Raw genomic sequence first — 22,577 nt, forward strand, 5'->3', positions numbered from 1 at the left:
TAGAGGGGCCTTGACCGTCGATCGCCTCCCGGAGGTGATTTACGTGTACGTCGGACCAGGCTCGCCGGGTTCCGAATTCGGTTCGGGTAAGCGCGTTATGCCCGCTGTCGCTGTTGCGGAACAGCGGGCGTTGACGCGGATCCAGGCGACCACGCCGCATGCCTATGTGCCGTTCGGTCAGCGGGTGGTCGCGTCGGGGGTGCTCGAGGGCTGGACCGGTACCGGCTGGCAGCCGCTCGCCGGCCGGGCCGTGACCGTGAGCGGCGGGCCGGATGATCCCGCCGCGCGGCACGTCGTGACCAACCAGGCGGGCGCCTACGAGACGAACGTGCGGGCCATGTTCTCCTTCGAGGCCGGCCAGGCGTATTTCGCCGGGGACCACTGCTGGCTCGCGGCGTACAGCCATCCGTCCGTCCAGGTGCACGCCCGGCTGACCTGCGCGCCGAGCGAGGCCGTCGTGGCCGTCGGCCGGGAGGTGCGGGTGTCGGGCAAGGTGGTGCCCGGGGCGATGCCGGTCTGGCTCGAGCAGTTCGCGGACTCGGGGTGGACGCGCGTGACTGAGCCGGTGCGGGCCGATGCTGAAGGCCGCTACGGCGTGACCTTCCGTCCGACGGTCTCGGGTCTGCTCCGGATGCGGGTCTGGACGGACGGCACGGAGGCCGGTGTGCTGCCCTACTCGCGGGAGTTCACGCTCAGCGTTGGTTGAGGCTCATCACGAGGCTGAGCTCGTCGCGGTAGTCGTCCGCGCTCAATCGGATCGCGCGCGGATGGGTGCCGACGACCTGGTAACCGAAGCGCTCGTAGAACCGCTCCAGGCCCTGGCCGCCGCGGACGGTCAGCTTGAGCTGCTCGAGGCCGAGGCCCCGGGCGGCTTCGTGGAGACCGGTCATCAGCTGGGTGCCGGCACCACTGCCCTGGTACTTCGGGTGCACCATCACGCGCAGCACCGTGCGCCAATGCTCGAACAGGACACCGGCATTCGCGACGAGCAGGCCCATGCCGATAAAACGGCTGCCGTCATGCAACGCGCCGAGCAGGTCCTGGCCGGCAGCCACCCGCTCCAGGGCGAGGTCGAGCGTGACCGCGACCTTGTGCACCGGCGCAGGCGCCACGAAGCCGACGCTGCCACCCGCGTCCGTCGCGGCGATCCAGGTATCGAGCAGATCGGCCCGTAGAACCGGATCGGTGACGTCGGACGAATCGACGACGGCGAACTCCATGGACTCTCCTCCAGGTGCGACTGGGTTGCAGGAGGAAGCTTATGCTTTTTGCAGCGCGTCGAGCTCGGCCAGGGTGGGCAGCGTGGTGAGTTTGTCGGGATTGCGGACGATGTACACCTTGCTGATCGCGCCGGTCTCGTCCAGCTGCAGGAACGACACGTTGTCGAGCTCCCCGTTGAGGTAGGCGACGGTCGCCAACTCACCATTGGCCGACATGAACCGGATATCGATGTTCGAGTTCTGCTCGCGGTTGAGCACCCCGAACAGCCAGCGCGCCACCTTGTCGGCGCCTTCGATCGGCCGGAGCGCCGCGGTCTTCTTGCCGCCGCCATCGCTGACGAGTTGTACGTCCGGCGCCAGCAACGCGATCAACCCGTCGAAGTCACCCTGGACGGCTCGCTCCAGGAACGACGCCGTCACCTCGGCATGGCGGACCTTGTCCACGCTCTGCCGGGGCTGGCGCGCGTGCACGTGTTCGCGGGCGCGATGCGCCAGCTGCCGCACGGCCGATTCGGACCGCCCGAGCGTCTCCGCGATCTCCCCGAACGGAAGGTCGAACACCTCGCGCAACACGAACGCGGCCCGCTCCAAGGGCGTGAGCGTTTCGAGGATGACCATCATGGCCATCGACACCGAGTCGGCGACTTCCGCCACCACGGCCGGGTCGTCGGCGTCCGACGTGGCCGCGATCGGTTCGGGCAGCCACGGTCCGACGTACGTCTCGCGTTGGGATTTCTGCTGGCGGAGCCGGTTCAGCGCGAGCCGGGTGGTGATGCGCACCAGGTAGGCGCGGGTGTCCCGGACCTCGGAACGATCGGCCGCGGCCCATCGCAACCACGCCTCCTGTACGACGTCCTCGGCGTCCGTCATGCTGCCGACGACCCGGTACGCGGCTCCGAGTAGTACGGGCCGGTGTCCGTCGAACTCCGTTGCCAGTTCGTCGTTCACGCTGTTCTCAACTCGCATTGCTCCTTGAAGCCCTGACCGGTCAGACCGGCGGCGGCGTTGCTGCGGGAGCGCTGGTTCTCGAGGGCGATCAAGGCGGTCAGCTCGACCAACTGCTCGTCGGTCAGGTCGGCTCGCAGTTCTTCGACCATCTCGTCGGTGACCTCCGGCGGGGTGGCCGTCATCGCCTCGGCATACGCCAGCACTTTCCGCTCCAGCTCGGTGTAGACGGTACTGTCCCGCCACCCTGACACATCGCGCAGTTTCGCGACCGGAACCCCTCGGTGGTGGTACTCCCAGTAGCCGAAGTCCATGCACCACGAGCAGCCGATCATCGCGGCCGGCGCCATCGTGGCAAGCGCCGCGAGGGTCGGGTCGAGGCTGTTCCACCGGGTGACGCTGCCCTCGGTCAGCATCATCGTCCGGAAGACGCGGCGGTTGTGCAGCGCCACCAGGCCCGGTTCGAGCTGCGCGCCGTACTTGCGCCGGCTCCACCACTGCACGAACCGCACCATCGGGGTCCTGCGATTCTCCAACGGAATACGCGCCATCGCTCTACTCCTTTGTCGTCTAGTCCTGTTACCCAGCACGACACCGCTGACGCTCCCGTTTGTGACATGACCTGCCTCACACCGGCCCTCGGTCAGAAGATTCAGTAGAAGATGTCCGCGCCGAACCACGCCACGCCGATTCCGGCCACGACGCAGGCCCAGAAGATGGCGGTCCCGATCAGCACCGGGTGACGCGCGTGTGGCTTGCGCCAGTACACGATCAGGACGATCAGGAGGCTCACGACCTCCGCGCCGATCAGCACCGGCACCCCGGCCGCCACGCCGATGATGAACAGGAGCAACTCAACGTCGTTCGAGCACATGTACCCCTGATCGGGACAGTCGGGCCCACCACCATCCGGAGCCACCATCATCGCCACGATCCAGGCCGCCACTAGTAATACGGCCCAGCCGAACACCACCGCGACCGCCCAGTCCCGCTTGCTGATCTTCATGCCTCGACTCTGTCCCGCACGCGCCCTCACAGCCTGAGCACAACTACTCAACCCCGCCCGGCAACGACGTAGACCGCGATGCCAAGCACGACGCAGACCCAGAAGATCCCGGTCCCGACGAGCACCGGCCTCCGGGCGTCGGGGTTCCGGTGGTAGACGAGGAGGACCGCGATCACGCTGACCAGCAGGCTGGCACCTATCACCGGCAGCCCGACCACGAACCCGGCTACGAACAGCGTGAACTCGACGTCCTCCGGGCAGCCGAATCCCTGGTTGGCGCACCTATCACCACCATCGGGCGCGACGACGACACCAACGATCCAGAGCACGACCAGCAGCAGCGCCCACCCGAACACCACCGCCACCGCCCGGCCTCTCACATCCGCCAGTCTGCCCTTTCTTTTGCGTTCATTCGTCGCAATCCGCCCTCTCAGACCGCTCACCTGCACAAGGCAGGCGACGAAGGAGGGCGGATTGCGACGAATGAACGCAAAAGAAGAAACACACACGCGTCATCGGGCCGTTCGGGTCAGCGGGTGGCGGCCAGGCCGGGGCGATGACGAAGTTGGCGATGACGCTGGCGACGAGGCCCCAGAGGATGACGTGGCCGACGAGCAGGGGCATGCGGTAGCGGAAGCCGTAGTTGTGCCCCACCAGGATGACGACGAGGCTGACTACCACGCTGCCGCCGACCAGAGGCAGTCCGAAGACTTAGCCGAAGAGGAAGAGGTTGAACTGGATATCGGCGTCGCAGTCGAATGCTTTGCTGCCGCACAGACCGCGGTCGCCGGGCGCGATCCCCATCCCCAGCCACCAGGCCACCACCACGACCAGTGCCCACGCGATGACGAGGGCGACGGCGAGATTGCGTTGTCTCCGGGATTTAGTCATACCTCAAGCCTTCTGCTTCTGCCGCTGGAACGGATCCGTGCAACTACTCAATGGGCTAGCTGAAGGTGCCGGTTCGCATCGCGATCTCCCATGCCGTGTAGAGGCCGAGGGCGATGCACGTCCAGAAGATTCCGCTCGCGACGAGCACGGGCCGGGTCTTCTGCGCGACGCGGTTCGGGCGGTAGATGAGCAGGACCGCCAGCAGGCTGACGACCAGGCTGGTGGTGAGCAGTGGCACGCCGACGAGGACCCCGACCCACACGAGGAAGGACTGCAGGTCGCAACCGAAACCCGCGCCTCCGCTGCACGGATCGTCGTCGGGAGCGACGATCACCGCGAGGACATAGGTCACGGCCACCAGCCCGACCCATCCGAGAACCGTCCGGACGGCCCGATCCCGGGAGATCACGCCGTTCATCGTGCCGCTCCAGCCGTGGCTCGCGTTGTGACCAGGTGGGCAACGAGTACGGCGAAGGCCGACGGGTAGATGGCCAGCCAGGCCCGGGTCTTCCTCAACGAAGTACGCATGCGAGAAGCCTCGCCCGCGTCGACCGCCCCTGTCCTGAGTGCTTCTACTCGGATCCCTAGTGGTCGGCGTTGAGGTTGCCGGCCAGGCGTTGGTGGCGTTCGGCGCTGGCGGTGTTCAGGCCGACGGTCTCGACGGTCTTTCACCGGTCCGACCACTCGCGGCCGGATTATGGAGAGTGGGCGCGGGGGAAGTGGGTACTGGCGGGTGAAACGCTGGTTGGATATTCTTTCAGTTGATGGCATACTCATTCACATGAGTTTGAGGATCGCCGTCGCCGGTGCGAGTGGTTATGCCGGGGGAGAGTTGCTTCGGTTGCTGGTCGCGCACCCGGAGGTCGAGATCGGGGCGCTGACCGCCGGGAGCAACGCGGGTTCGGTGCTCGGGCAGCATCACCCGCACCTGGTGCCGCTGGCCGCTCGCGTCCTGCAGGAGACCTCGGCCGAGACGCTCCAGGGCCACGACGTCGTCTTCCTCGCGCTGCCGCACGGCCAGTCGGCCGAGATCGCCGCGCAGCTCGGTGAGGACGTGACGGTCATCGACTGCGGCGCCGACTTCCGGCTGATCGATTCCGAGGCGTGGGTCGAGTTCTACGGCGGCAAGCACGCGGGCCACTGGCCGTACGGCCTGCCCGAGCTCCCCGGCCAACGCGAAAAGTTGCGCGGCAGCAATCGCGTGGCGGTGCCCGGCTGCTATCCGACGGTCTCGACGCTCGCGCTGCTCCCCGCCGTACAGGCTGGTCTCGTCGACGCGAACGACCTGGTCGTTGTCGCCGTCAGCGGGACGTCCGGCGCGGGCAAGTCGCCGAAAGCGCATCTGCTCGGGTCCGAGATCATGGGCTCGGCCACGGCGTACGGCGTGGGCGGCGTGCATCGGCACACCCCGGAGATCGAGCAGAACCTCAAAGCCGTGACGGACGAGCCAGTATCGGTTTCGTTCACCCCGGTGCTGGTGCCGATGTCGCGGGGGATCCTCGCCACCTGCACGGCACCGATCCAGGCCGGTACGACGGCCGAGGCGCTGCGCGAGACGTACGAAGTTGCTTATGGCAACGAGCCGTTCGTGCACCTGCTGCCCGAAGGCCAATGGCCGCAGACCCAGGCCACGCTCGGCGCGAACACGGTGCAACTGCAGGTCACGCTGGATCAGCGGACCGGCCGGGCCGTGATCGTGGCCGCGATGGACAACCTCACCAAGGGCACCGCCGGCGCCGCCGTGCAGTGCATGAACCTGGCCGCCGGTCTCGAGGAGACCACGGCCCTTCCCCTCGTAGGAGTAGCCCCGTGACGATCGCAGTCAGCCCGCAGGCACAAGTCGATCGGAGCGCCGGAGTCACCGCGCCGGCCGGCTTCCGCGCGGCCGGTGTGATCGCGGGCATCAAGCCGGCCGGTAAGCCCGATCTGACCGTGGTGGTGAACGACGGTCCGGACAACGCCGCGGCCGGCGTCTTCACCACGAACAAGGTCAAGGCCGCGCCGGTGCTCTGGTCCCAGCAGGTCCTGACCGCTGGCAAGCTGAAGGCCGTCGTACTGAACTCGGGTGGTGCGAACGCGTGCACCGGCCCCGAGGGCTTCCAGGACACCCACGCCACCGCCGAGGAACTCGCGGCGGTCCTGCAGGTCGGCGCGGCCGAGATCGGTGTCTGCTCTACCGGTTTGATCGGCGAACGGCTCCCGATGGAGAAGCTGATCCCGGGGATCACCCAGTGTGTCGACGCGCTGGGGGCGTCCGCAGCACACGGTCTCGCCGCGGCGACCGCGGTGATGACGACCGACAACGTGCCGAAACAGGCCGTACTGGTGAGTGGAAACGGCTGGAGCATCGGCGGCTTCGCGAAGGGCGCCGGAATGTGCGCTCCGAACATGGCCACCATGCTCTCCGTCATCACCACCGACGCCGTCGTCGCGCAGCCGCAGCTCGACCACGCGTTGCGCAACGCGGTGGCGCACACGTTCAACCGGCTCGATGTTGATGGTGGTACGTCGACCAATGACACGGTGTTGCTTTTGAGCTCGGGCGCATCCGGGATCAGCGTGCCGGCCGACGAGTTCGAGGCGGCCCTGACCACGTTGGCCGCCGACCTGGTCAAGCAGTTGCAGGCCGACGCGGAGGGCGTTACCAAACACGTCAGCATCACGGTCAAGGGCGCGGCCAGCGAGGCTGAGGCTGTCGCGGCTGCCAAGGTCGTTGCCGAGGACAACCTCTGCAAAACCGCCTTCTTCGCCGCCGATCCGAACTGGGGACGGATCGCGATGGCGATCGGCAACGCGCCAACGGCGTTCGACCCGGCCCTGCTCGACATCACCCTCAACGGCGCACCGATCATGGTTGCCGGGGGCAAGGGTGTCGACCGGTCCGAGGCCGACCTGAGCGGTCTGGAGATCGACGTGCTGATCGACCTGCATGCGGGTGACGCGTCGGCCACGGTGCTGACGACGGACCTGTCGCACGCGTACGTCGAAGAGAACTCGGCGTACTCGTCATGACCAATTCGCACGCCGGAGCCGTCGAGAAGGCGGCAGTGCTGACCGAGGCGCTGCCGTGGCTCAAGGAGTTCCACGGCAAGACGATCGTGGTGAAGTACGGCGGTAATGCGATGGTGGACGAGGAGCTGAAACAGGCCTTCGCGTCGGACATCGTGTTCCTGCGGCATTGCGGGGTGAAGGTCGTCGTCGTGCACGGCGGTGGTCCGCAGATCAGCGACATGCTCGCGCGGCTCGGCATCGACAGCGAGTTCCGCGGCGGCCTGCGGGTCACCACGCCCGAGGCGATGGACATCGTCGGCATGGTCCTGGTCGGCAAGGTCGGCCGCGAGCTGGTCGGCCTGCTGAACGCGCACGGCCCGTTCGCCGTCGGCATGTCCGGCGAGGACGCGGGCCTGTTCACGGCCGAGCGGCGCGGCGCGATGATCGACGGCGAGTCGGTCGATATCGGCCTGGTCGGCGACGTCGTGAACGTGCGGCCCGAGACCGTGCTGGACCTGATCGACGCCGGCCGGATCCCGGTCGTCTCGACGATCGCGCCGGACGAGGACGGCCAGGTGCACAACGTGAACGCCGATACCGCGGCGGCCGCGCTGGCGATCGCGCTCAAGGCCGAGAAGCTCGTGATACTGACCGATGTCGCGGGCCTTTACCGCAATTGGCCGGACAGCGACGAGATCGTCACCCAGATTGACGCCAAGGAGCTGGCCGTACTGCTGCCGACCCTGGCATCGGGCATGGTGCCCAAGATGGAGGCCTGCCTGCGGGCGGTCGAGTCCGGCGTGGTGTCGCGGGCGACCGTCATCGACGGCCGGGTGCCGCACTCGCTTTTGCTCGAGATCTTCACCGACGCCGGAAGTGGAACCCAGGTGATCCCGTCATGACCGAGCTCGTCGCCGTCGAAGGCACTGGCGCCAGCCTCACCGAGCGCTATACCGGCGCCCTGATGAACACCTTCGGCGCACCGAAGCGGGTCCTCGTTCGTGGCGAGGGCTGCTACCTGTGGGACGCCGATGGACGGAAGTACCTCGACCTGCTCGGTGGGCTCGCGGTGAACTCACTCGGCCACGCCCATCCGTTCATCGTGTCGGCCGTGACCAGTCAGCTCGCCACTCTCGGCCACGTGTCGAACTTCTTCGCGAGCGCCCCGCAGATCTTGTTGGCCGAGAAACTGCTCGGACTCTTCGACGTACCGGGCAAAGTGTTCTTCACCAACTCCGGCACCGAGGCGAACGAGGCGGCTTTCAAGATCACCCGGCGCACCGGCCGGACCAAGATCATCTCGACCATCGGCGCCTTCCACGGCCGGACGATGGGCGCGTTGGCGTTGACCTATAAACCGGCCTATCGCGAGTTGTTCGCACCGCTGCCGGGTGACGTGACCTTCGTGCCGTACGGCGATGCCGAGGCCCTCGCGGCCGCGGTCGACGACCAGACGGCGGCGGTCATCCTCGAGCCGATCCAGGGCGAGAACGGCGTCGTCGTACCGCCGCCTGGCTATCTGTCGAAGGCGCGCGAGATCACTTCCGAGCATGGCGCGCTGCTCTGGTTGGACGAGATCCAGACGGGCATCGGCCGTACGGGCGACTGGTTCGCTTTTAACGCCGAAGGCATCACGCCGGACCTGGTGACGGTGGCGAAGGGCCTCGGCGCGGGCATTCCGATCGGCGCGTGCATCGGGCTCGGCGCGGCGGCGGATCTGCTGCAGCCCGGCAACCACGGCACCACCTTCGGGGGTAACCCGGTGGCCGCGATCGCCGGGCTCGCCGTACTGACCGTGATCGAGCGGGACGGCCTGCTCAACAACGTGGTGGCCGTGGGCAACCACCTGGTGAAGTCGATCGAGGCGCTGGACCACCCGTTGGTCGCGGGAGTGCGCGGCCGGGGGCTGTTGCTGGCGATCGAGTTGACCCAGCCCGTGTCGGACAAGGTCGCGGACTTGGCGTTGCAGGCCGGATTCGTGATCAACAACCCGGTGCCGACGATCATCCGGATGGCGCCGCCGTACATTCTGACCAAGGCCGACGTCGACTCGTTCGTCGCGGCACTGCCGGCGATCCTGACGGAGGCGAGCGCATGACCAGGCACTTCCTGCGGGACGACGACCTCAGCCCGATCGAGCAGGACGAGGTGCTGACCCTCGCCGAGCAAATGGTGGCGGAGCGGTTCGAGCACAAGCCGTTGGCCGGGCCGCAGACCGTCGCGGTGATCTTCGACAAGACGTCCACCCGGACCCGGGTCTCGTTCGCCGTCGGGATCGCGGACCTCGGCGGCGTGCCGCTGGTCATCGACGCGCAGACCTCGCAGATGGGTCGCGGTGAGCCGATCGCCGATACCGCCAAGGTGCTGGAGCGGATGTGCGCCGCGATCGTCTGGCGGACCGGCGCGCAGACCCGGATCGACGAGATGGCCGCCGCGTCGAACGTACCCGTGATCAACGCGCTGACCGACGAGTTTCACCCGTGCCAGATCCTCGCGGACCTGCTGACGATCCGGCAGTACAAGGGCAAGACGAAGGGCCTCAAACTCGTCTATCTCGGCGACGGCGCGAACAACATGGCCCACTCGTACCTGCTGGGTGGCGTGACCGCTGGGATGGACGTGGTGATCGCGTCGCCGATCGAGTACGTGCCGGACCCGGGCATCATGCTGAAGGCCGACGAGATCGCGGCCAAGACCGGAGCGAAGGCCTGGTGGACGTCGTCCGCCGAGGACGCCGTCGCCGGCGCCGACGTGATCGCGACCGACACGTGGGTGTCGATGGGCCAGGAGTCGGAGGCGGCCGAGCGCGAGGCGCCCTTCGCACCGTATGCCGTGACCGAGCAGTTGATGGCCAAGGCGAAGGACGACGCGATCGTGCTGCACTGCCTGCCCGCCTACCGCGGCAAGGAGATCGAGGCGGCGGTTATCGACGGACCGCAATCAGCTGTCTGGGACGAGGCCGAGAACCGCCTACACGCCCAGAAGGCACTACTGGCCTGGTTGCTTGCTAGAAACTTCACTTCATGAGCATGGTCGTTCCAACCACCAAGACCGCCCGCCAGCAGCGAATCGTCGAGCTGCTCGGCCGTCAGCCCGTGCGTTCCCAGACGGAGCTGGCAGATCTACTAGCCGAGGCAGGTCTCGTGGTCGGCCAGGCCACGTTGTCGCGCGACCTGGTTGAACTAGGCGCTGTGAAGGTTCGGGAGTCCTCCGGCCAACTGGTGTACGCCGTACCGGGTGAAGGCGGTGACCGTACGCCCCGCGCGGGTGAGGCCGCTGCCTTCGAGGCGCGGCTGGCCCGGGTGGCGTCGGAGCTACTGGTGTCGGCCGAGGGCAGCGCCAACCTGGTCATCCTGCGAACCCCGCCGGGCGCCGCCCAGTACTTCGCGTCGGCCATCGACCACGTCGGCCTCGACGACGTGCTCGGCACCATCGCCGGCGACGACACGGTCATGGTCGTCTCGCGAAATCCGGTCGGGGGAGAAGCCCTGGCCGGCCGGTTCCTGAATCTCGCCGCCCGCACCGACTCTGCCCGCACCGATTACAAGGAGAACTCGAAGTGAGCAACACAGGTACGGGCGAAGGGCAGCTGTGGGGCGGGCGTTTTGCCGGCGGGCCGGCGGATGCGCTGGCGGCGCTGAGTAAGTCGACGCACTTCGACTGGCGGCTCGCGCAGTACGACATCGCCGGGTCGAAGGCGCACGCGAAGGTGCTGAACCAGGCCGGCCTGCTGACCGATGACGACCTGGTGGCGATGCTGGCCGGGCTCGACCAGCTCGCGGCCGATGTCGCGTCGGGCGCGTTCGTGGCGGCCGAGAGCGACGAGGACGTGCACGCGGCGCTGGAGCGCGGGCTGCTCGACCGGGTCGGCGCCGAGGTCGGTGGACGGTTGCGGGCCGGGCGTTCGCGGAATGACCAGGTCGCCACTTTGTTCAAGGCGTTCTTGCGTGATCACGGCAAGGCCATCTCTTTGTTGGTGGCGGACCTCGCGGCGACGCTGGCCGACCGGGCCGAGGAGCACCTTGGCGTGATCATGCCCGGGCGGACGCATCTGCAGCACGCGCAGCCGGTTTTGCTGTCGCACCACCTGATGGCGCACGCGTGGCCGCTGGTCCGCGACTTGGATCGCCTGCGCGAGTGGGATGCGCGGGTCGCGGCCGATTCGCCGTACGGCTCGGGTGCGTTGGCTGGTTCGTCGCTTGGGCTGGATCCGGTTTTCGTCGCGACGGAGCTCGGGTTCACGAACAGCTCGCCCAACTCTTTGGACGGTACGTCGGCGCGGGACTTCGTGGCCGAGTTCGCGTACATCACCGCGCAGATCGGCGTGGACATCTCGCGGCTTGCCGAGGAGGTGATTATCTGGGCGACGAAGGAGTTCGGGTTCGTCGTTCTGGACGACGCGTACTCCACCGGGTCGAGCATCATGCCGCAGAAGAAGAACCCGGATATCGCTGAGCTGGCTCGCGGCAAGTCCGGTCGGCTGATCGGCAATCTGACCGGGTTGCTCGCGACGCTGAAGGCTCAGCCGCTGGCGTACAACCGGGATCTGCAGGAGGACAAGGAGCCGGTCTTCGACTCGGTCGACACCCTCGAGGTGTTGCTGCCGGCCGTCACCGGGATGATGCGCACGTTGGTCTTCAACGTCGAACGCCTCGAAGAGTTGGCGCCGCAGGGCTTCTCGCTGGCGACGGATATCGCCGAGTGGCTGGTCCGGCAGCGGGTGCCGTTCCGGGTGGCGCACGAGCTGGCCGGCACGTGCGTCCAGGAGTGCGAGAAGCGCGGTATCGAGCTCTGGGACCTCTCCGACTCCGACCTCGCCGCGATCTCCCCGTCCCTGACCCCCGAGGTCCGCGACGTCCTCACCGTCCAAGGCTCAGTAGCTTCCCGCAACGCCCGCGGCGGCACCGCCCCCGTCCGCGTCACCGAACAACTAACCGAACTCCGCTTGCGTCTCTCTCGCTAGGTAGCCCTTCAGCTTCGCAACGTACGGCGCACGCTCGTCGGCACTCGCCTCCTCTTCCAGGTGGCGAGTGCCGTACAAGTTGTCGCCCGGGTATCGCGGGAAGACGTGCACGTGGTGATGCCAGGTGTCCTGGTACCCCGCGGGCTCGTTGTGCTGCCTGGTCGAGATCCCCTCGCAGCCGTAGGTATGCCGCATGGCGATCGCCACCTCACGAACAACGTCCTGCACGGCATGCCCGGACACGGCCGGCAGCTCGTAGAGGTTCTCGTGGTGGGACGTCGGGATCACGAGCACATGGCCCCGGTTGTTGGGCCACCAACGCGCGGCGACGAACGCCATCGCGTGCTCTGTCCGCACCACGATGTCCTGCTGCCCGGTCATCGCGTCGCCACCACCCGCCACGACCGCACAAAACGGACACCGATAACCGACGGGCTCGTGATTGAACATCATCATCACCTCCGCTCCTCCCGGTTGCGTTCATTCGTCGGAATCCGCCCCTCAGCGCCGCGGACCCCTGCAGGTCCGCGGCGGGAAGGGGCGGATTCCGACGAATGAACGCTAAAGGTTGGGCACCACAGGCGCCCGCGGGCTGCGTTTGTACGTTGAGACCGTCGGGTCGTCCGTGAGCCAGAAGCGCCAGGCTGTTTCGGCGGCGACGCTGATGCCGACGCGTGGGCCGGTCGAGATGGCGGCTGGTTTGATCCGGCGGCCGGGCTCGAGCCGGAGGACGCCGTTGTCGAGCAGGTTCGCGCCGTTCTGGTCTTTGCCGAGGGCAAGGGCTTGAGCCAGGCAGGCCGGCCCGCGCGCCAGCCCTCGCTCGGGCACCTTCTCGCCCCGGCGTAACCAGGCCAGCTCGGCGCCCTCGATCACCCGTCCGGCGCGCAGCAGCACGGCGGACGCCTCACCGTCCGGCCCGGTCACCACGTTGGCGCACCAGTGCATGCCATAGGTGAAGTAGGTGTAGAGGAACCCCGCCGGACCGAACATCACCTGGTTCCGCGGAGACGGCCCGCGATACGCGTGCGACGCCGGATCCGCCGTACCGGCGTACGCCTCGACCTCGGTGAGCTCGACCGTCACAGTGCCGGCCTCGGTTTTGTGGCTGAGCGTCCAGCCGAGCAACTTCGGCGCGACCAGCGGCGCCCGCCGGCTCAGTAGCTGCTGTGGATCGGCCATCGGCTACCGGTTGGCCAGCGTGATGACGTGGTCGACCTGGTTCATCGCGAGATCGACATCCGCCAGTGGGAACAACCCGACGTGGTGAACACCGGCATCCGCCAGCACGTCGAGATGCGCGGCGGCGTCGTCGATGGTGCCGATCGGGCCGATCTCGCTCCACCACTCGGGCGGCATGGTCAGCAGCCCGTCGACCCCCTTGTCGGCGTACAGCTTGGTCAGCTCGTCGAAGAACGGCACCGGCACGAGCGAGGGGTTGCGCTCCTCGATGTTGCGGCCGAGCCAAGGTGCCATGATCCGGTACGCCGTCGCGCGATCGTCCTGCACGCAGACCGAGCTGAACGCCGCGACCACGAAGTCGTCCGGATGCCCGGCCTGATCCAGCGCCAGCCGAACCGTCGAAGGCGTCGAGGGCTCGGCCAGAACGATGCCACCGGCAACCTTGCCCGCGAGGGCGAGCGACTTCGGCCCGCGAACGCCCGCCAGGATCGGCGGCGCCTCGGCGGGCGGCGGATCAAGTCGTACGTCGGTGAGCCGGACGTACTCCCCATCAGTCGTGACAGTCTCGCCCTCGAGCAGCAGCCGGACCGCGTCGATGACCTCCTCCAGCGCGCGCAACGGCGACTTGGGCCGCACGCCCATCTGGCCCATCCAGTCCTGCACGCCATGGCCGAGGCCCGGCAGCACGCGGCCCGGCGCGAGGCCGATCAGCGTGGCGATCTCCATCGCGGTGATGGCGGGATTTCGCGCGACGACGGGCAGAATGCCGAGGCCGATGCTCAGCCGCTCGGTGACGGCCAGAGCCGCCGCGGCGAGGCTGATACCCCCGGTATAGAAGCAGTCCTCGATGATCCAGAGGCGGTCCGCGCCACCGGCCTCGAGACGGCGCGCGACATCGGTCACGAGCGCGGGCGGAAAAGTCCGATCGAAACAGAAGCCGACACCGGCGGAGCTGGTCATGCACAAGACCGTAACGGCTGGCTCCGACATTCCGCGGCGGCACCCTTGGCCCGGTAGGTTCGGACCCATGGCCCGCCCGCACTACTCATCCCGTCTCGAGGACTGGTTCAACCTCGGCCTGCAGGCACTGCTGCGGCGCCGGGGCTGGCGCGAGCGGATCATCCCGCACATGGGCTACGGCACCGGCGAGTTCGTCCGGGTGCTGGCCCGCGTCGTGCTCAGCCGCGATCCCCGCAGCCAACCCCGGTACGACGAGGACCAGGTGGTGCGAGGCTGGCGCGTCTTCGTCACCGCGCCGGCCGTCGGCGTGACGATCTCGGTCGTCGTCGGCGGTGAGACGTATGAGGCGGTCACCGATCGCGGCGGCTTCATCGACCTGTCCGTGCCGCAGAGCCTGGAACCGGGTTGGCACGAGATCAGCCTCGGCGTGGACGGCGAACAACGCGCCCGCGGCAAGGTGCTGGTCTTCGATCCGACCGCGGAGTTCGGGCTCGTCAGCGATATCGACGACACGGTGATGCTGACCATGCTGCCGCGGCCGTTGATCGCCGCGTGGAACACCTTCGTCCGCGAGGAGCAGGCCCGCCGGGTGGTGCCGGGGATGGCCGAGCTGTACCGCGACCTCCTGGCCGAACATCCGGGCGCGCCGATCTTCTACCTCTCGACTGGCGCCTGGAACACGGCGCCGACGCTGACCCGGTTCCTCGCCCGGCATGGTTATCCGGCCGGCCCGATGCTGCTGACCGACTGGGGTCCGACCAACACCGGCTGGTTCCGCAGCGGCCGCGAGCACAAACGCACGGCCCTCGCCCGACTGGCCCGCGAGCTGCCGTCCGTGAAATGGGTCCTGGTCGGCGACGACGGTCAGCACGACCCGCAGCTGTACGGCGATTTCGCCCGCACCCATCCCGAACACGTGCGGGCCATCGGTATCCGTCAGCTCACCCCGACCGAACAGGTCCTCTCGCACGGTCTGCCGGTGCCGAACCCGGACCCGGGCGCGCACGATCCGGATCGTCCGATCGCCGCCACCGTGCACGGCCCGGACGGGTTCGCCCTGTCCGGAATGCTGCGCCAGGTCCTCAACCGGGACTAACCAGTTGTCGCTCGCGCGGGGTGATGCGGCAGGTAAGTGTGCCGTGAACGAGCCTGCGCAAACGCTGGTGGCGCCCAGGCACGCACCTCGCGGCGTTGGAGATACGGCCACGATGAACACCGCATCGAGGCCGCATCTCCGCCTTGCGATGCACGCACCTGGACACCACCATCGTTCACGCAACCTCGTTCACGGCACACTAGTGCTCGTTCCTACGTAACTCTCGAGGAGAGCAAAAGTGACCGACAGCCGCACCGCGGTACTGGATGAGCTGGGATGGCGTGGCCTGATCGCGCATTCCACCGACCTCGACGCCTTGCGCGCCAGCATGGCGAAGGAGCCGATCACCAGTTATGTCGGTTTCGACCCGACCGCGCCGAGCCTGCACATGGGCAACCTGCTGCAACTGCTGACGTTGCGCCGGCTGCAGAACGCCGGGCACAACCCGATCGGGCTGGTCGGTGGTGCCACCGGGTTGATCGGTGACCCGAAGGAGAGCTCCGAGCGCACGCTGAACCCGCAGGACGTCGTCCAGGGCTGGGTCGAGCGGGTGCGCGGTCAGGTCGAGCGGTTCATCGACTTCGACGCCGCGTTGGCGAACCCGGCGCGGATCGTGAACAACCTCGACTGGACCAAGGACCTCAACACGCTCGACTTCCTGCGGGATATCGGCAAGCACTTCCCGGTGAACCGGATGCTCGGCCGCGAGGTGGTGCGGGCCCGGCTGGAGCAGGGGATCAGCTACACGGAGTTCAGCTACGTACTCCTGCAGTCGATGGATTACCTCGAGTTGTTCCGGCGGTACGGGTGCACCTTGCAGACGGGTGGTAGCGACCAGTTCGGCAACATCACCGCCGGCGTGGAGCTCATCCGTCGAGTCGAGGCCGCGAAGGTGCATGCGCTGGCGACGCCTCTGGTGACGAAGGCGGACGGTACGAAGTTCGGCAAGACCGAGACGGGGACCGTGTGGCTCGACGCCGAGCTGACCTCGCCGTACGCGTTCTTCCAGTTCTGGTTCAACGCCGATGACCGTGACGTGATGCAGCTGGTGCGCTACTACACGTTCCGTACGGCGGAGGAGATCGCGGCGCTGGAGGAGGCGACGGCTGAACGGCCCTTTGCCCGGGAGGCGCAGCGTGCGTTGGCCGAAGAGGTGACGACGTTGGTGCATGGCGCTGACGAGACCCGGCGTGTGCAGGAGGCGTCGAAGGCGCTGTTCGGTCAGGGGGAGTTGGCTGCGTTGAACGGCGAGACTCTGGTGGCCGCGCTGCGGGAGGCGCCGCATGTGGAGCTGGGTGCCGGCGAACCGATGCCGACGTACGCCGATCTCCTGGTGAAGACGGGGTTGGTGGCGAGTAAGTCGGCCGCGCGTCGGACCATCTCCGAGGGTGGCGGCTACCTGAACAACGCGAAGGTGGAGGACCCGGAGTTTGTGCCTGGGGCTGACGATCTGCTGCCTGGCGGGACGCTCGTTTTGCGGCGGGGAAAGCGCACGTTCGCTGGTGTGCTGACCGCGGGGAGCTAGGCCGTCTGTGTGGTCCGGAGGGGAGAGTACGACGCTCCGCTCCGGGCCGCCAGTATCCGATTTGACTCTTACCCCGCAGGCTACGTAATGTTCTTCTTGTTGGAGCGAGTGCGGGACGCGGAAGCGGCCGGACGCTCCGAACCCCCTTCAGGCTCACCGCCACCGAGACTTGTCTCCGGACGAGGTCGCGGCGCTGGTGTTATGGCCGGGGGTGGCTCAAAAATTCGGGCTTGACCCGAGGTTGCGAGTCCGGTAAAGTAGCGCAGGTTGCCCCGGAGCTGAACACGAGAGTGTTGGGCGCGGTGTGCGTCTGATTTTTGAGAACTCAACAGCGTGCCGAAAGTCAATGCCGAATTATCCCGTCCATGGGATTCGGTTGGACGACTTCGTCGTTTGATCGTTTCTTGTGAATGGAAATTCCTTTGTAATTATTGAAATAAGTCAGTTTGATTGTTTCTGATTCATCGGATCGCTTTAAGTTAGATTGTTTGTTCACTGGGTTCGCCTGGTTTACATATTGATTTCAACGGAGAGTTTGATCCTGGCTCAGGACGAACGCTGGCGGCGTGCTTAACACATGCAAGTCGAGCGGTAAGGCCCTTCGGGGTACACGAGCGGCGAACGGGTGAGTAACACGTGAGCAACCTACCCTCAACTTTGGGATAAGCCTCGGAAACGGGGTCTAATACCGAATAATAGCCCTGCTCTCATGTGTGGGGTTTGAAAGTTCTGGCGGTTGGGGATGGGCTCGCGGACTATCAGCTTGTTGGTGGGGTAATGGCCTACCAAGGCGTCGACGGTTAGCCGGCCTGAGAGGGCGACCGGCCACACTGGGACTGAGACACGGCCCAGACTCCTACGGGAGGCAGCAGTGGGGAATATTGCGCAATGGGCGAAAGCCTGACGCAGCAACGCCGCGTGAGGGATGACGGCCTTCGGGTTGTAAACCTCTTTCAGCAGGGACGAAGCGAGAGTGACGGTACCTGCAGAAGAAGGACCGGCCAACTACGTGCCAGCAGCCGCGGTAATACGTAGGGTCCGAGCGTTGTCCGGAATTATTGGGCGTAAAGGGCTCGTAGGCGGTATGTCGCGTCGGGAGTGAAAACTCGGAGCTTAACTCCGAGCCTGCTTCCGATACGGGCAGACTAGAGGTAGGCAGGGGAGAGCGGAACTCCTGGTGTAGCGGTGGAATGCGCAGATATCAGGAAGAACACCGGTGGCGAAGGCGGCTCTCTGGGCCTTACCTGACGCTGAGGAGCGAAAGCGTGGGTAGCGAACAGGATTAGATACCCTGGTAGTCCACGCCGTAAACGTTGGGCGCTAGGTGTGGGGGACATTCCACGTCCTCCGTGCCGCAGCTAACGCATTAAGCGCCCCGCCTGGGGAGTACGGCCGCAAGGCTAAAACTCAAAGGAATTGACGGGGGCCCGCACAAGCGGCGGAGCATGCGGATTAATTCGATGCAACGCGAAGAACCTTACCTGGGTTTGACATATGCCGGAAAGCCATGGAGACATGGCCCCTTTTAGTCGGTTTACAGGTGGTGCATGGCTGTCGTCAGCTCGTGTCGTGAGATGTTGGGTTAAGTCCCGCAACGAGCGCAACCCTCGTCCTATGTTGCCAGCACGTTATGGTGGGGACTCATAGGAGACTGCCGGGGTCAACTCGGAGGAAGGTGGGGATGACGTCAAGTCATCATGCCCCTTATGTCCAGGGCTTCACGCATGCTACAATGGCCGGTACAAAGGGCTGCGAAACCGCAAGGTGGAGCGAATCCCAAAAAGCCGGTCTCAGTTCGGATTGGGGTCTGCAACTCGACCCCATGAAGTCGGAGTCGCTAGTAATCGCAGATCAGCAACGCTGCGGTGAATACGTTCCCGGGCCTTGTACACACCGCCCGTCACGTCATGAAAGTCGGCAACACCCGAAGCCGGTGGCCTAACCCTTGTGGAGGGAGCCGTCGAAGGTGGGGCTGGCGATTAGGACGAAGTCGTAACAAGGTAGCCGTACCGGAAGGTGCGGCTGGATCACCTCCTTTCTAAGGAGCAAGAGACAGTGTCCACGGAAGTGGCGCTGTCCATTCGATGTTTCCTGGACGAACGTTCCAGGGCGTCGATGCTTCGGAATGTGGAACATTGACCATTAGGCACCGAGCGATACCGAGAACGCTAGTACTGCGATCATCCACTTGTGGGTGGGAGCGTGGAACGTGGACGAGGTGGAGTGAGGTGCCGAGGCGCGCTGTTGGGTCCTGAAAAATCAGGCCGGCTAGACCCGTGAGGGTCGAGGCCGAACCGGTTTTTCTGGGTCACTGAACTACACCTGGCCGTTGGGTTGGGTGTGGTGGTGTGGCTGGGGCCAGTCGTCACCAGACTGCCGAGACTAGGGTTGTCTGTCGGGTGTTTTTCCTCGACGGGATCTGTGTTCTCTGCAAGTGGTGGTAGCAACTGGTTTTCCTGTCTGTTTTTTGAGAACTGCATAGTGGACGCGAGCATCTTTGTTTTTGTTGTCTTTAGTTTTTTGTTGTGTGTTGATGACAAGCTACTAAGGGCAATCGGTGGATGTCTTGGCACCAAGAGCCGATGAAGGACGTTGGAGCCTGCGATAAGCCCCGGGGAGTTGGCAACCAAGCTGTGATCCGGGGGTGTCCGAATGGGGAAACCCAGCTGGCATTCTAAAGCCAGTTACCAGTGCCTGAACACATAGGGTGTCTGGAGGGAACGCGGGGAAGTGAAACATCTCAGTACCCGCAGGAAGAGAAAACAATAGTGATTCCGTGAGTAGTGGCGAGCGAAAGCGGAAGAGGCTAAACCATGTGCGTGTGATAGCCGGCGAGCGTTGCGTATGTGGGGTTGTGGGAGCATTCAGGATTCTATTGCCGTAGGTCCGGAGAGTCAGAAATTGTTGTTGAAGTCGAAGTTTTCTGGAAAGTCGTGCCGTAGAGGGTAATAGCCCCGTAGACGTAAGACGACAACTCTCGAGTGTTTTCCCGAGTAGCACGGGACCCCTGAAATCTTGTGTGAATCTGGCGGGACCACCCGCTAAGCCTAAATACTTCTTGGTGACCGATAGCGGAATAGTACCGTGAGGGAAAGATGAAAAGTACCCCAGGCGGGGAGTGAAATAGTACCTGAAACCGATTGCCTACAATCCGTCGGAGCGATCCTTTTGGGGGTTGTGACGGCGTGCCTTTTGAAGAATGAGCCTGCGAGTTAGTGGTATGTGGCGAGGTTAACCCGTGTGGGGTAGCCGTAGCGAAAGCGAGTCTGAATAGGGCGCTGTAGTCGCATGCTCTAGACCCGAAGCGGAGTGATCTATCCATGGGCAGGTTGAAGCGCGGGTAAGACCGCGTGGAGGACCGAACCCACCAGGGTTGAAAACCTGGGGGATGACCTGTGGATAGGGGTGAAAGGCCAATCAAACTCCGTGATAGCTGGTTCTCCCCGAAATGCATATAGGTGCAGCGTCGCGTGTTTCTTACCGGAGGTAGAGCACTGGATGGTCTAGGGGGCTTACCGGCTTACCGAAATCAGCCAAACTCCGAATGCCGGTAAGTGAGAGCGCGGCAGTGAGACTGCGGGGGATAAGCTCCGTAGTCGAGAGGGAAACAGCCCAGATCACCAGCTAAGGCCCCTAAGCGCTTGCTAAGTGGAAAAGGATGTGGAGTTGCCCAGACAACCAGGAGGTTGGCTTAGAAGCAGCCACCCTTGAAAGAGTGCGTAATAGCTCACTGGTCAAGTGATTCCGCGCCGACAATGTAGCGGGGCTCAAGCAAGCCGCCGAAGCTGTGGCATTCATGCAAGTACCCGGCTCAACCTTCGGGTTGGGTCCAGGTGTGTGGATGGGTAGGGGAGCGTCGTGTAGCGAGTGAAGCAGCAGAGTGATCTAGTTGTGGACGCTACACGAGTGAGAATGCAGGCATGAGTAGCGAATGACGGGTGAGAAACCCGTCCGCCGAATGATCAAGGGTTCCAGGGTCAAGCTAATCTGCCCTGGGTAAGTCGGGACCTAAGGCGAGGCCGACAGGCGTAGTCGATGGACAACGGGTTGATATTCCCGTACCGGCATTAACACGACCCGACCGAACCCGGTGATGCTAAGGATGTGAAGCCACAAGACCTTCGGGTTGAGTGGGGGATCTTCTGACCCGAGCTGGTATTAGGTGCACTAAGGAGTGACGCAGGAGGGTAGTCCAACCGCGGCGATGGTAGGCGCAAGCTGATCCGCGGGCAAGGTGGTAGGGCGAGACATAGGCAAATCCGTGTCTCATTGAGCCTGAGAGCCGAGGCGGACCCGTTTAGGGGAAGTGGATGATCCCATGCTGCCGAGAAAAACTTCGTAGTGAGTGTTAGAGCCGCCCGTACCCCAAACCGACACAGGTGATCAGGTAGAGAATACCAAGGCGATCGAGTGAACCATGGTTAAGGAACTCGGCAAAATGCCCCCGTAACTTCGGGAGAAGGGGGGCCTGATGCGTGACACCACTTGCTGGTGGAAGCGTTGATGGCCGCAGAGACCAGGCCCAAGCGACTGTTTACTAAAAACACAGGTCCGTGCGAAGAAGTAATTCGATGTATACGGACTGACGCCTGCCCGGTGCTGGAACGTTAAGGGGACGAGTTAGCTGGTTTCGGCCGGCGAAGCTTTGAACTTAAGCGCCAGTAAACGGCGGTGGTAACTATAACCATCCTAAGGTAGCGAAATTCCTTGTCGGGTAAGTTCCGACCTGCACGAATGGCGTAACGACTTGGGCGCTGTCTCAACCGTGGACTCGGCGAAATTGCATTACGAGTAAAGATGCTCGTTACGCGCAGCAGGACGGAAAGACCCCGGGACCTTTACTACAACTTGGTATTGGTGGTCGGTACAACTTGTGTAGGATAGGTGGGAGACTGTGAAGCATTCACGCCAGTGAGTGTGGAGTCATCGTTGAAATACCACTCTGGTTGTTCTGGCTGTCTAACCTCGGTCCGTTATCCGGATCAGGGACAGTGCCTGGTGGGTAGTTTGACTGGGGCGGTCGCCTCCTAAAAGGTAACGGAGGCGCTCAAAGGTTCCCTCAGCCTGGTTGGCAATCAGGTGTCGAGTGCAAGTGCACAAGGGAGCTTGACTGTGAGACAGACATGTCGAGCAGGGACGAAAGTCGGAACTAGTGATCCGGCGGTGGCAAGTGGAAGCGCCGTCGCTCAACGGATAAAAGGTACCCCGGGGATAACAGGCTGATCTTCCCCAAGAGTCCATATCGACGGGATGGTTTGGCACCTCGATGTCGGCTCGTCGCATCCTGGGGCTGGAGTAGGTCCCAAGGGTTGGGCTGTTCGCCCATTAAAGCGGCACGCGAGCTGGGTTTAGAACGTCGTGAGACAGTTCGGTCCCTATCCGCTGCGCGCGCAGGAGACTTGAGAAGGGCTGCCCCTAGTACGAGAGGACCGGGGTGGACGAACCTCTGGTGTGCCAGTTGTTCCGCCAGGAGCACGGCTGGTTGGCTACGTTCGGAAGTGATAACCGCTGAAAGCATCTAAGCGGGAAGCACGCTTCAAGATGAGGTCTCCCACCGGGTTAACCGGGTAAGGCCCCCAGCAGACCACTGGGTTGATAGGCCAGAAGTGGAAGCACGGCAACGTGTGCAGCTGACTGGTACTAATAGGCCGAGGGCTTGTCTCAACACGCAACAAAGAACTCGAGACAAGCACAACAAACACAAAGACCCGACACCACACACGTGGTGGTGTCTGCGTAACAATGCGTCCACTATGCAGCTTTCAGAACACAGTCAGACCCAGCAACACGTGGGTGGCTTG

General features: G+C 64.7%; 20 protein-coding genes and 2 rRNA genes. 12 read left to right on the top strand and 10 right to left on the bottom strand.

Features of this window, described 5'->3' with window-relative positions; genetic code table 11:
* Window positions 1-43 precede the first annotated feature (43 nt).
* The gene (locus OG394_RS36895) at window positions 44-706 is read left to right on the top strand and encodes a hypothetical protein (protein ID WP_328991931.1); all 663 of its coding nucleotides are present in this window, start codon (window positions 44-46) and stop codon (window positions 704-706) included.
* Here OG394_RS36895 and OG394_RS36900 read toward each other — a convergent pair.
* The 7 genes from OG394_RS36900 to OG394_RS36930 form a co-directional block, all read right to left on the bottom strand.
* The gene (locus OG394_RS36900) at window positions 693-1,220 is read right to left on the bottom strand and encodes a GNAT family N-acetyltransferase (protein ID WP_328991932.1); all 528 of its coding nucleotides are present in this window, start codon (window positions 1,218-1,220) and stop codon (window positions 693-695) included. The genes OG394_RS36895 and OG394_RS36900 overlap by 14 nt on opposite strands.
* Window positions 1,221-1,259: 39 nt before the next feature.
* Window positions 1,260-2,186 carry an RNA polymerase sigma-70 factor gene (locus OG394_RS36905; protein ID WP_328991933.1) on the bottom strand — a complete coding sequence of 309 codons (927 nt, stop codon included), beginning with the start codon at window positions 2,184-2,186 and terminating at the stop codon, window positions 1,260-1,262.
* Window positions 2,165-2,716, bottom strand: a complete 552-nt coding sequence (locus tag OG394_RS36910; RefSeq protein WP_328991934.1) for a carboxymuconolactone decarboxylase family protein — start codon at window positions 2,714-2,716, stop codon at window positions 2,165-2,167. The genes OG394_RS36905 and OG394_RS36910 overlap by 22 nt, the downstream gene beginning before the upstream one ends.
* 101 nt (window positions 2,717-2,817) lie before the next feature.
* Window positions 2,818-3,171, bottom strand: a complete 354-nt coding sequence (locus tag OG394_RS36915; protein WP_328991935.1) for a hypothetical protein — start codon at window positions 3,169-3,171, stop codon at window positions 2,818-2,820.
* Window positions 3,172-3,218: 47 nt separating this feature from the next.
* Window positions 3,219-3,551, bottom strand: coding sequence for a hypothetical protein (locus OG394_RS36920; protein ID WP_328991936.1), 333 nt, complete (start codon window positions 3,549-3,551; stop codon window positions 3,219-3,221).
* A 331-nt stretch (window positions 3,552-3,882) separates the two neighbouring features.
* The gene (locus tag OG394_RS36925; RefSeq protein WP_328991937.1) at window positions 3,883-4,062 is read right to left on the bottom strand and encodes a hypothetical protein; all 180 of its coding nucleotides are present in this window, start codon (window positions 4,060-4,062) and stop codon (window positions 3,883-3,885) included.
* Window positions 4,063-4,117: 55 nt separating this feature from the next.
* Window positions 4,118-4,480 (bottom strand): hypothetical protein, encoded by a 363-nt coding sequence (locus OG394_RS36930; protein WP_328991938.1) that lies wholly within the window; start codon window positions 4,478-4,480, stop codon window positions 4,118-4,120.
* 363 nt (window positions 4,481-4,843) lie between these two features.
* Here OG394_RS36930 and argC point away from each other — a divergent pair, with 363 nt between their 5' ends.
* From argC to argH, 7 genes are read left to right on the top strand one after another with little or no spacing between them, the layout of a single operon-like run.
* Window positions 4,844-5,875 carry an N-acetyl-gamma-glutamyl-phosphate reductase gene (argC, locus tag OG394_RS36935; protein WP_328991939.1) on the top strand — a complete coding sequence of 344 codons (1,032 nt, stop codon included), beginning with the start codon at window positions 4,844-4,846 and terminating at the stop codon, window positions 5,873-5,875.
* Window positions 5,872-7,074: a bifunctional glutamate N-acetyltransferase/amino-acid acetyltransferase ArgJ gene (argJ, locus tag OG394_RS36940; protein WP_328991940.1), complete on the top strand. Its 1,203-nt coding sequence runs from the start codon at window positions 5,872-5,874 to the stop codon at window positions 7,072-7,074. The genes argC and argJ overlap by 4 nt, the downstream gene beginning before the upstream one ends.
* Window positions 7,071-7,955, top strand: coding sequence for an acetylglutamate kinase (gene argB, locus OG394_RS36945; RefSeq protein ID WP_328991941.1), 885 nt, complete (start codon window positions 7,071-7,073; stop codon window positions 7,953-7,955). Before argJ ends, argB begins: the two co-directional genes overlap by 4 nt.
* On the top strand, window positions 7,952-9,151 hold the full coding sequence (locus OG394_RS36950; protein ID WP_328991942.1) for an acetylornithine transaminase: 1,200 nt from the start codon (window positions 7,952-7,954) through the stop codon (window positions 9,149-9,151). Before argB ends, OG394_RS36950 begins: the two co-directional genes overlap by 4 nt.
* Window positions 9,148-10,080 carry an ornithine carbamoyltransferase gene (gene argF / locus OG394_RS36955; protein ID WP_328991943.1) on the top strand — a complete coding sequence of 311 codons (933 nt, stop codon included), beginning with the start codon at window positions 9,148-9,150 and terminating at the stop codon, window positions 10,078-10,080. The genes OG394_RS36950 and argF overlap by 4 nt, the downstream gene beginning before the upstream one ends.
* Window positions 10,077-10,616, top strand: coding sequence for an arginine repressor (locus OG394_RS36960; RefSeq protein WP_328991944.1), 540 nt, complete (start codon window positions 10,077-10,079; stop codon window positions 10,614-10,616). Before argF ends, OG394_RS36960 begins: the two co-directional genes overlap by 4 nt.
* Entirely contained in the window at window positions 10,613-12,016 is a 1,404-nt protein-coding gene (argH, locus tag OG394_RS36965; protein ID WP_328991945.1) for an argininosuccinate lyase, read from the top strand. Before OG394_RS36960 ends, argH begins: the two co-directional genes overlap by 4 nt.
* Here argH and OG394_RS36970 read toward each other — a convergent pair.
* The 3 genes from OG394_RS36970 to OG394_RS36980 form a co-directional block, all read right to left on the bottom strand.
* The gene (locus OG394_RS36970; protein WP_328991946.1) at window positions 11,984-12,472 is read right to left on the bottom strand and encodes an HIT family protein; all 489 of its coding nucleotides are present in this window, start codon (window positions 12,470-12,472) and stop codon (window positions 11,984-11,986) included. The genes argH and OG394_RS36970 overlap by 33 nt on opposite strands.
* 105 nt (window positions 12,473-12,577) lie before the next feature.
* Window positions 12,578-13,195 carry a DNA-3-methyladenine glycosylase gene (locus OG394_RS36975; protein WP_328991947.1) on the bottom strand — a complete coding sequence of 206 codons (618 nt, stop codon included), beginning with the start codon at window positions 13,193-13,195 and terminating at the stop codon, window positions 12,578-12,580.
* Between the two features lie 3 nt (window positions 13,196-13,198).
* On the bottom strand, window positions 13,199-14,155 hold the full coding sequence (locus tag OG394_RS36980) for an LLM class flavin-dependent oxidoreductase (RefSeq protein WP_328991948.1): 957 nt from the start codon (window positions 14,153-14,155) through the stop codon (window positions 13,199-13,201).
* 67 nt (window positions 14,156-14,222) lie between these two features.
* Here OG394_RS36980 and OG394_RS36985 point away from each other — a divergent pair, with 67 nt between their 5' ends.
* The 4 genes from OG394_RS36985 to OG394_RS37000 all read left to right on the top strand — a co-directional run bounded on the left by OG394_RS36985 (window position 14,223) and on the right by OG394_RS37000 (window position 22,440).
* On the top strand, window positions 14,223-15,251 hold the full coding sequence (locus OG394_RS36985; RefSeq protein WP_328991949.1) for an App1 family protein: 1,029 nt from the start codon (window positions 14,223-14,225) through the stop codon (window positions 15,249-15,251).
* 238 nt (window positions 15,252-15,489) lie between these two features.
* Window positions 15,490-16,776, top strand: coding sequence for a tyrosine--tRNA ligase (gene tyrS, locus OG394_RS36990; RefSeq protein ID WP_328991950.1), 1,287 nt, complete (start codon window positions 15,490-15,492; stop codon window positions 16,774-16,776).
* Between the two features lie 523 nt (window positions 16,777-17,299).
* Window positions 17,300-18,814, top strand: a 16S ribosomal RNA gene (locus tag OG394_RS36995).
* Window positions 18,815-19,310: 496 nt separating this feature from the next.
* A 23S ribosomal RNA gene (locus OG394_RS37000) occupies window positions 19,311-22,440 on the top strand.
* The 16S and 23S rRNA genes sit together here, the layout of an rRNA operon.
* Window positions 22,441-22,577: the final 137 nt, after the last annotated feature.

The sequence above is a fragment of the Kribbella sp. NBC_01245 genome, assembly GCF_036226525.1.
Taxonomy (GTDB): domain Bacteria; phylum Actinomycetota; class Actinomycetes; order Propionibacteriales; family Kribbellaceae; genus Kribbella.

What these genes read in the sequence shown, in the direction of transcription:
- OG394_RS36915 (WP_328991935.1), bottom strand. Translation starts at nt 3,171, where the DNA reads ATGAAGATCAGCAAGCGGGACTGGGCGGTCGCGGTGGTGTTCGGCTGG.
- OG394_RS36930 (WP_328991938.1), bottom strand. Translation starts at nt 4,480, where the DNA reads ATGAACGGCGTGATCTCCCGGGATCGGGCCGTCCGGACGGTTCTCGGA.
- OG394_RS36985 (WP_328991949.1), top strand. Translation starts at nt 14,223, where the DNA reads ATGGCCCGCCCGCACTACTCATCCCGTCTCGAGGACTGGTTCAACCTC.
- OG394_RS36900 (WP_328991932.1), bottom strand. Translation starts at nt 1,220, where the DNA reads ATGGAGTTCGCCGTCGTCGATTCGTCCGACGTCACCGATCCGGTTCTA.
- argC (WP_328991939.1), top strand. Translation starts at nt 4,844, where the DNA reads ATGAGTTTGAGGATCGCCGTCGCCGGTGCGAGTGGTTATGCCGGGGGA.
- OG394_RS36980 (WP_328991948.1), bottom strand. Translation starts at nt 14,155, where the DNA reads ATGACCAGCTCCGCCGGTGTCGGCTTCTGTTTCGATCGGACTTTTCCG.
- OG394_RS36910 (WP_328991934.1), bottom strand. Translation starts at nt 2,716, where the DNA reads ATGGCGCGTATTCCGTTGGAGAATCGCAGGACCCCGATGGTGCGGTTC.
- argB (WP_328991941.1), top strand. Translation starts at nt 7,071, where the DNA reads ATGACCAATTCGCACGCCGGAGCCGTCGAGAAGGCGGCAGTGCTGACC.
- OG394_RS36925 (WP_328991937.1), bottom strand. Translation starts at nt 4,062, where the DNA reads ATGACTAAATCCCGGAGACAACGCAATCTCGCCGTCGCCCTCGTCATC.
- OG394_RS36905 (WP_328991933.1), bottom strand. Translation starts at nt 2,186, where the DNA reads ATGCGAGTTGAGAACAGCGTGAACGACGAACTGGCAACGGAGTTCGAC.
- OG394_RS36975 (WP_328991947.1), bottom strand. Translation starts at nt 13,195, where the DNA reads ATGGCCGATCCACAGCAGCTACTGAGCCGGCGGGCGCCGCTGGTCGCG.
- OG394_RS36960 (WP_328991944.1), top strand. Translation starts at nt 10,077, where the DNA reads ATGAGCATGGTCGTTCCAACCACCAAGACCGCCCGCCAGCAGCGAATC.
- OG394_RS36950 (WP_328991942.1), top strand. Translation starts at nt 7,952, where the DNA reads ATGACCGAGCTCGTCGCCGTCGAAGGCACTGGCGCCAGCCTCACCGAG.
- OG394_RS36970 (WP_328991946.1), bottom strand. Translation starts at nt 12,472, where the DNA reads ATGATGATGTTCAATCACGAGCCCGTCGGTTATCGGTGTCCGTTTTGT.
- argF (WP_328991943.1), top strand. Translation starts at nt 9,148, where the DNA reads ATGACCAGGCACTTCCTGCGGGACGACGACCTCAGCCCGATCGAGCAG.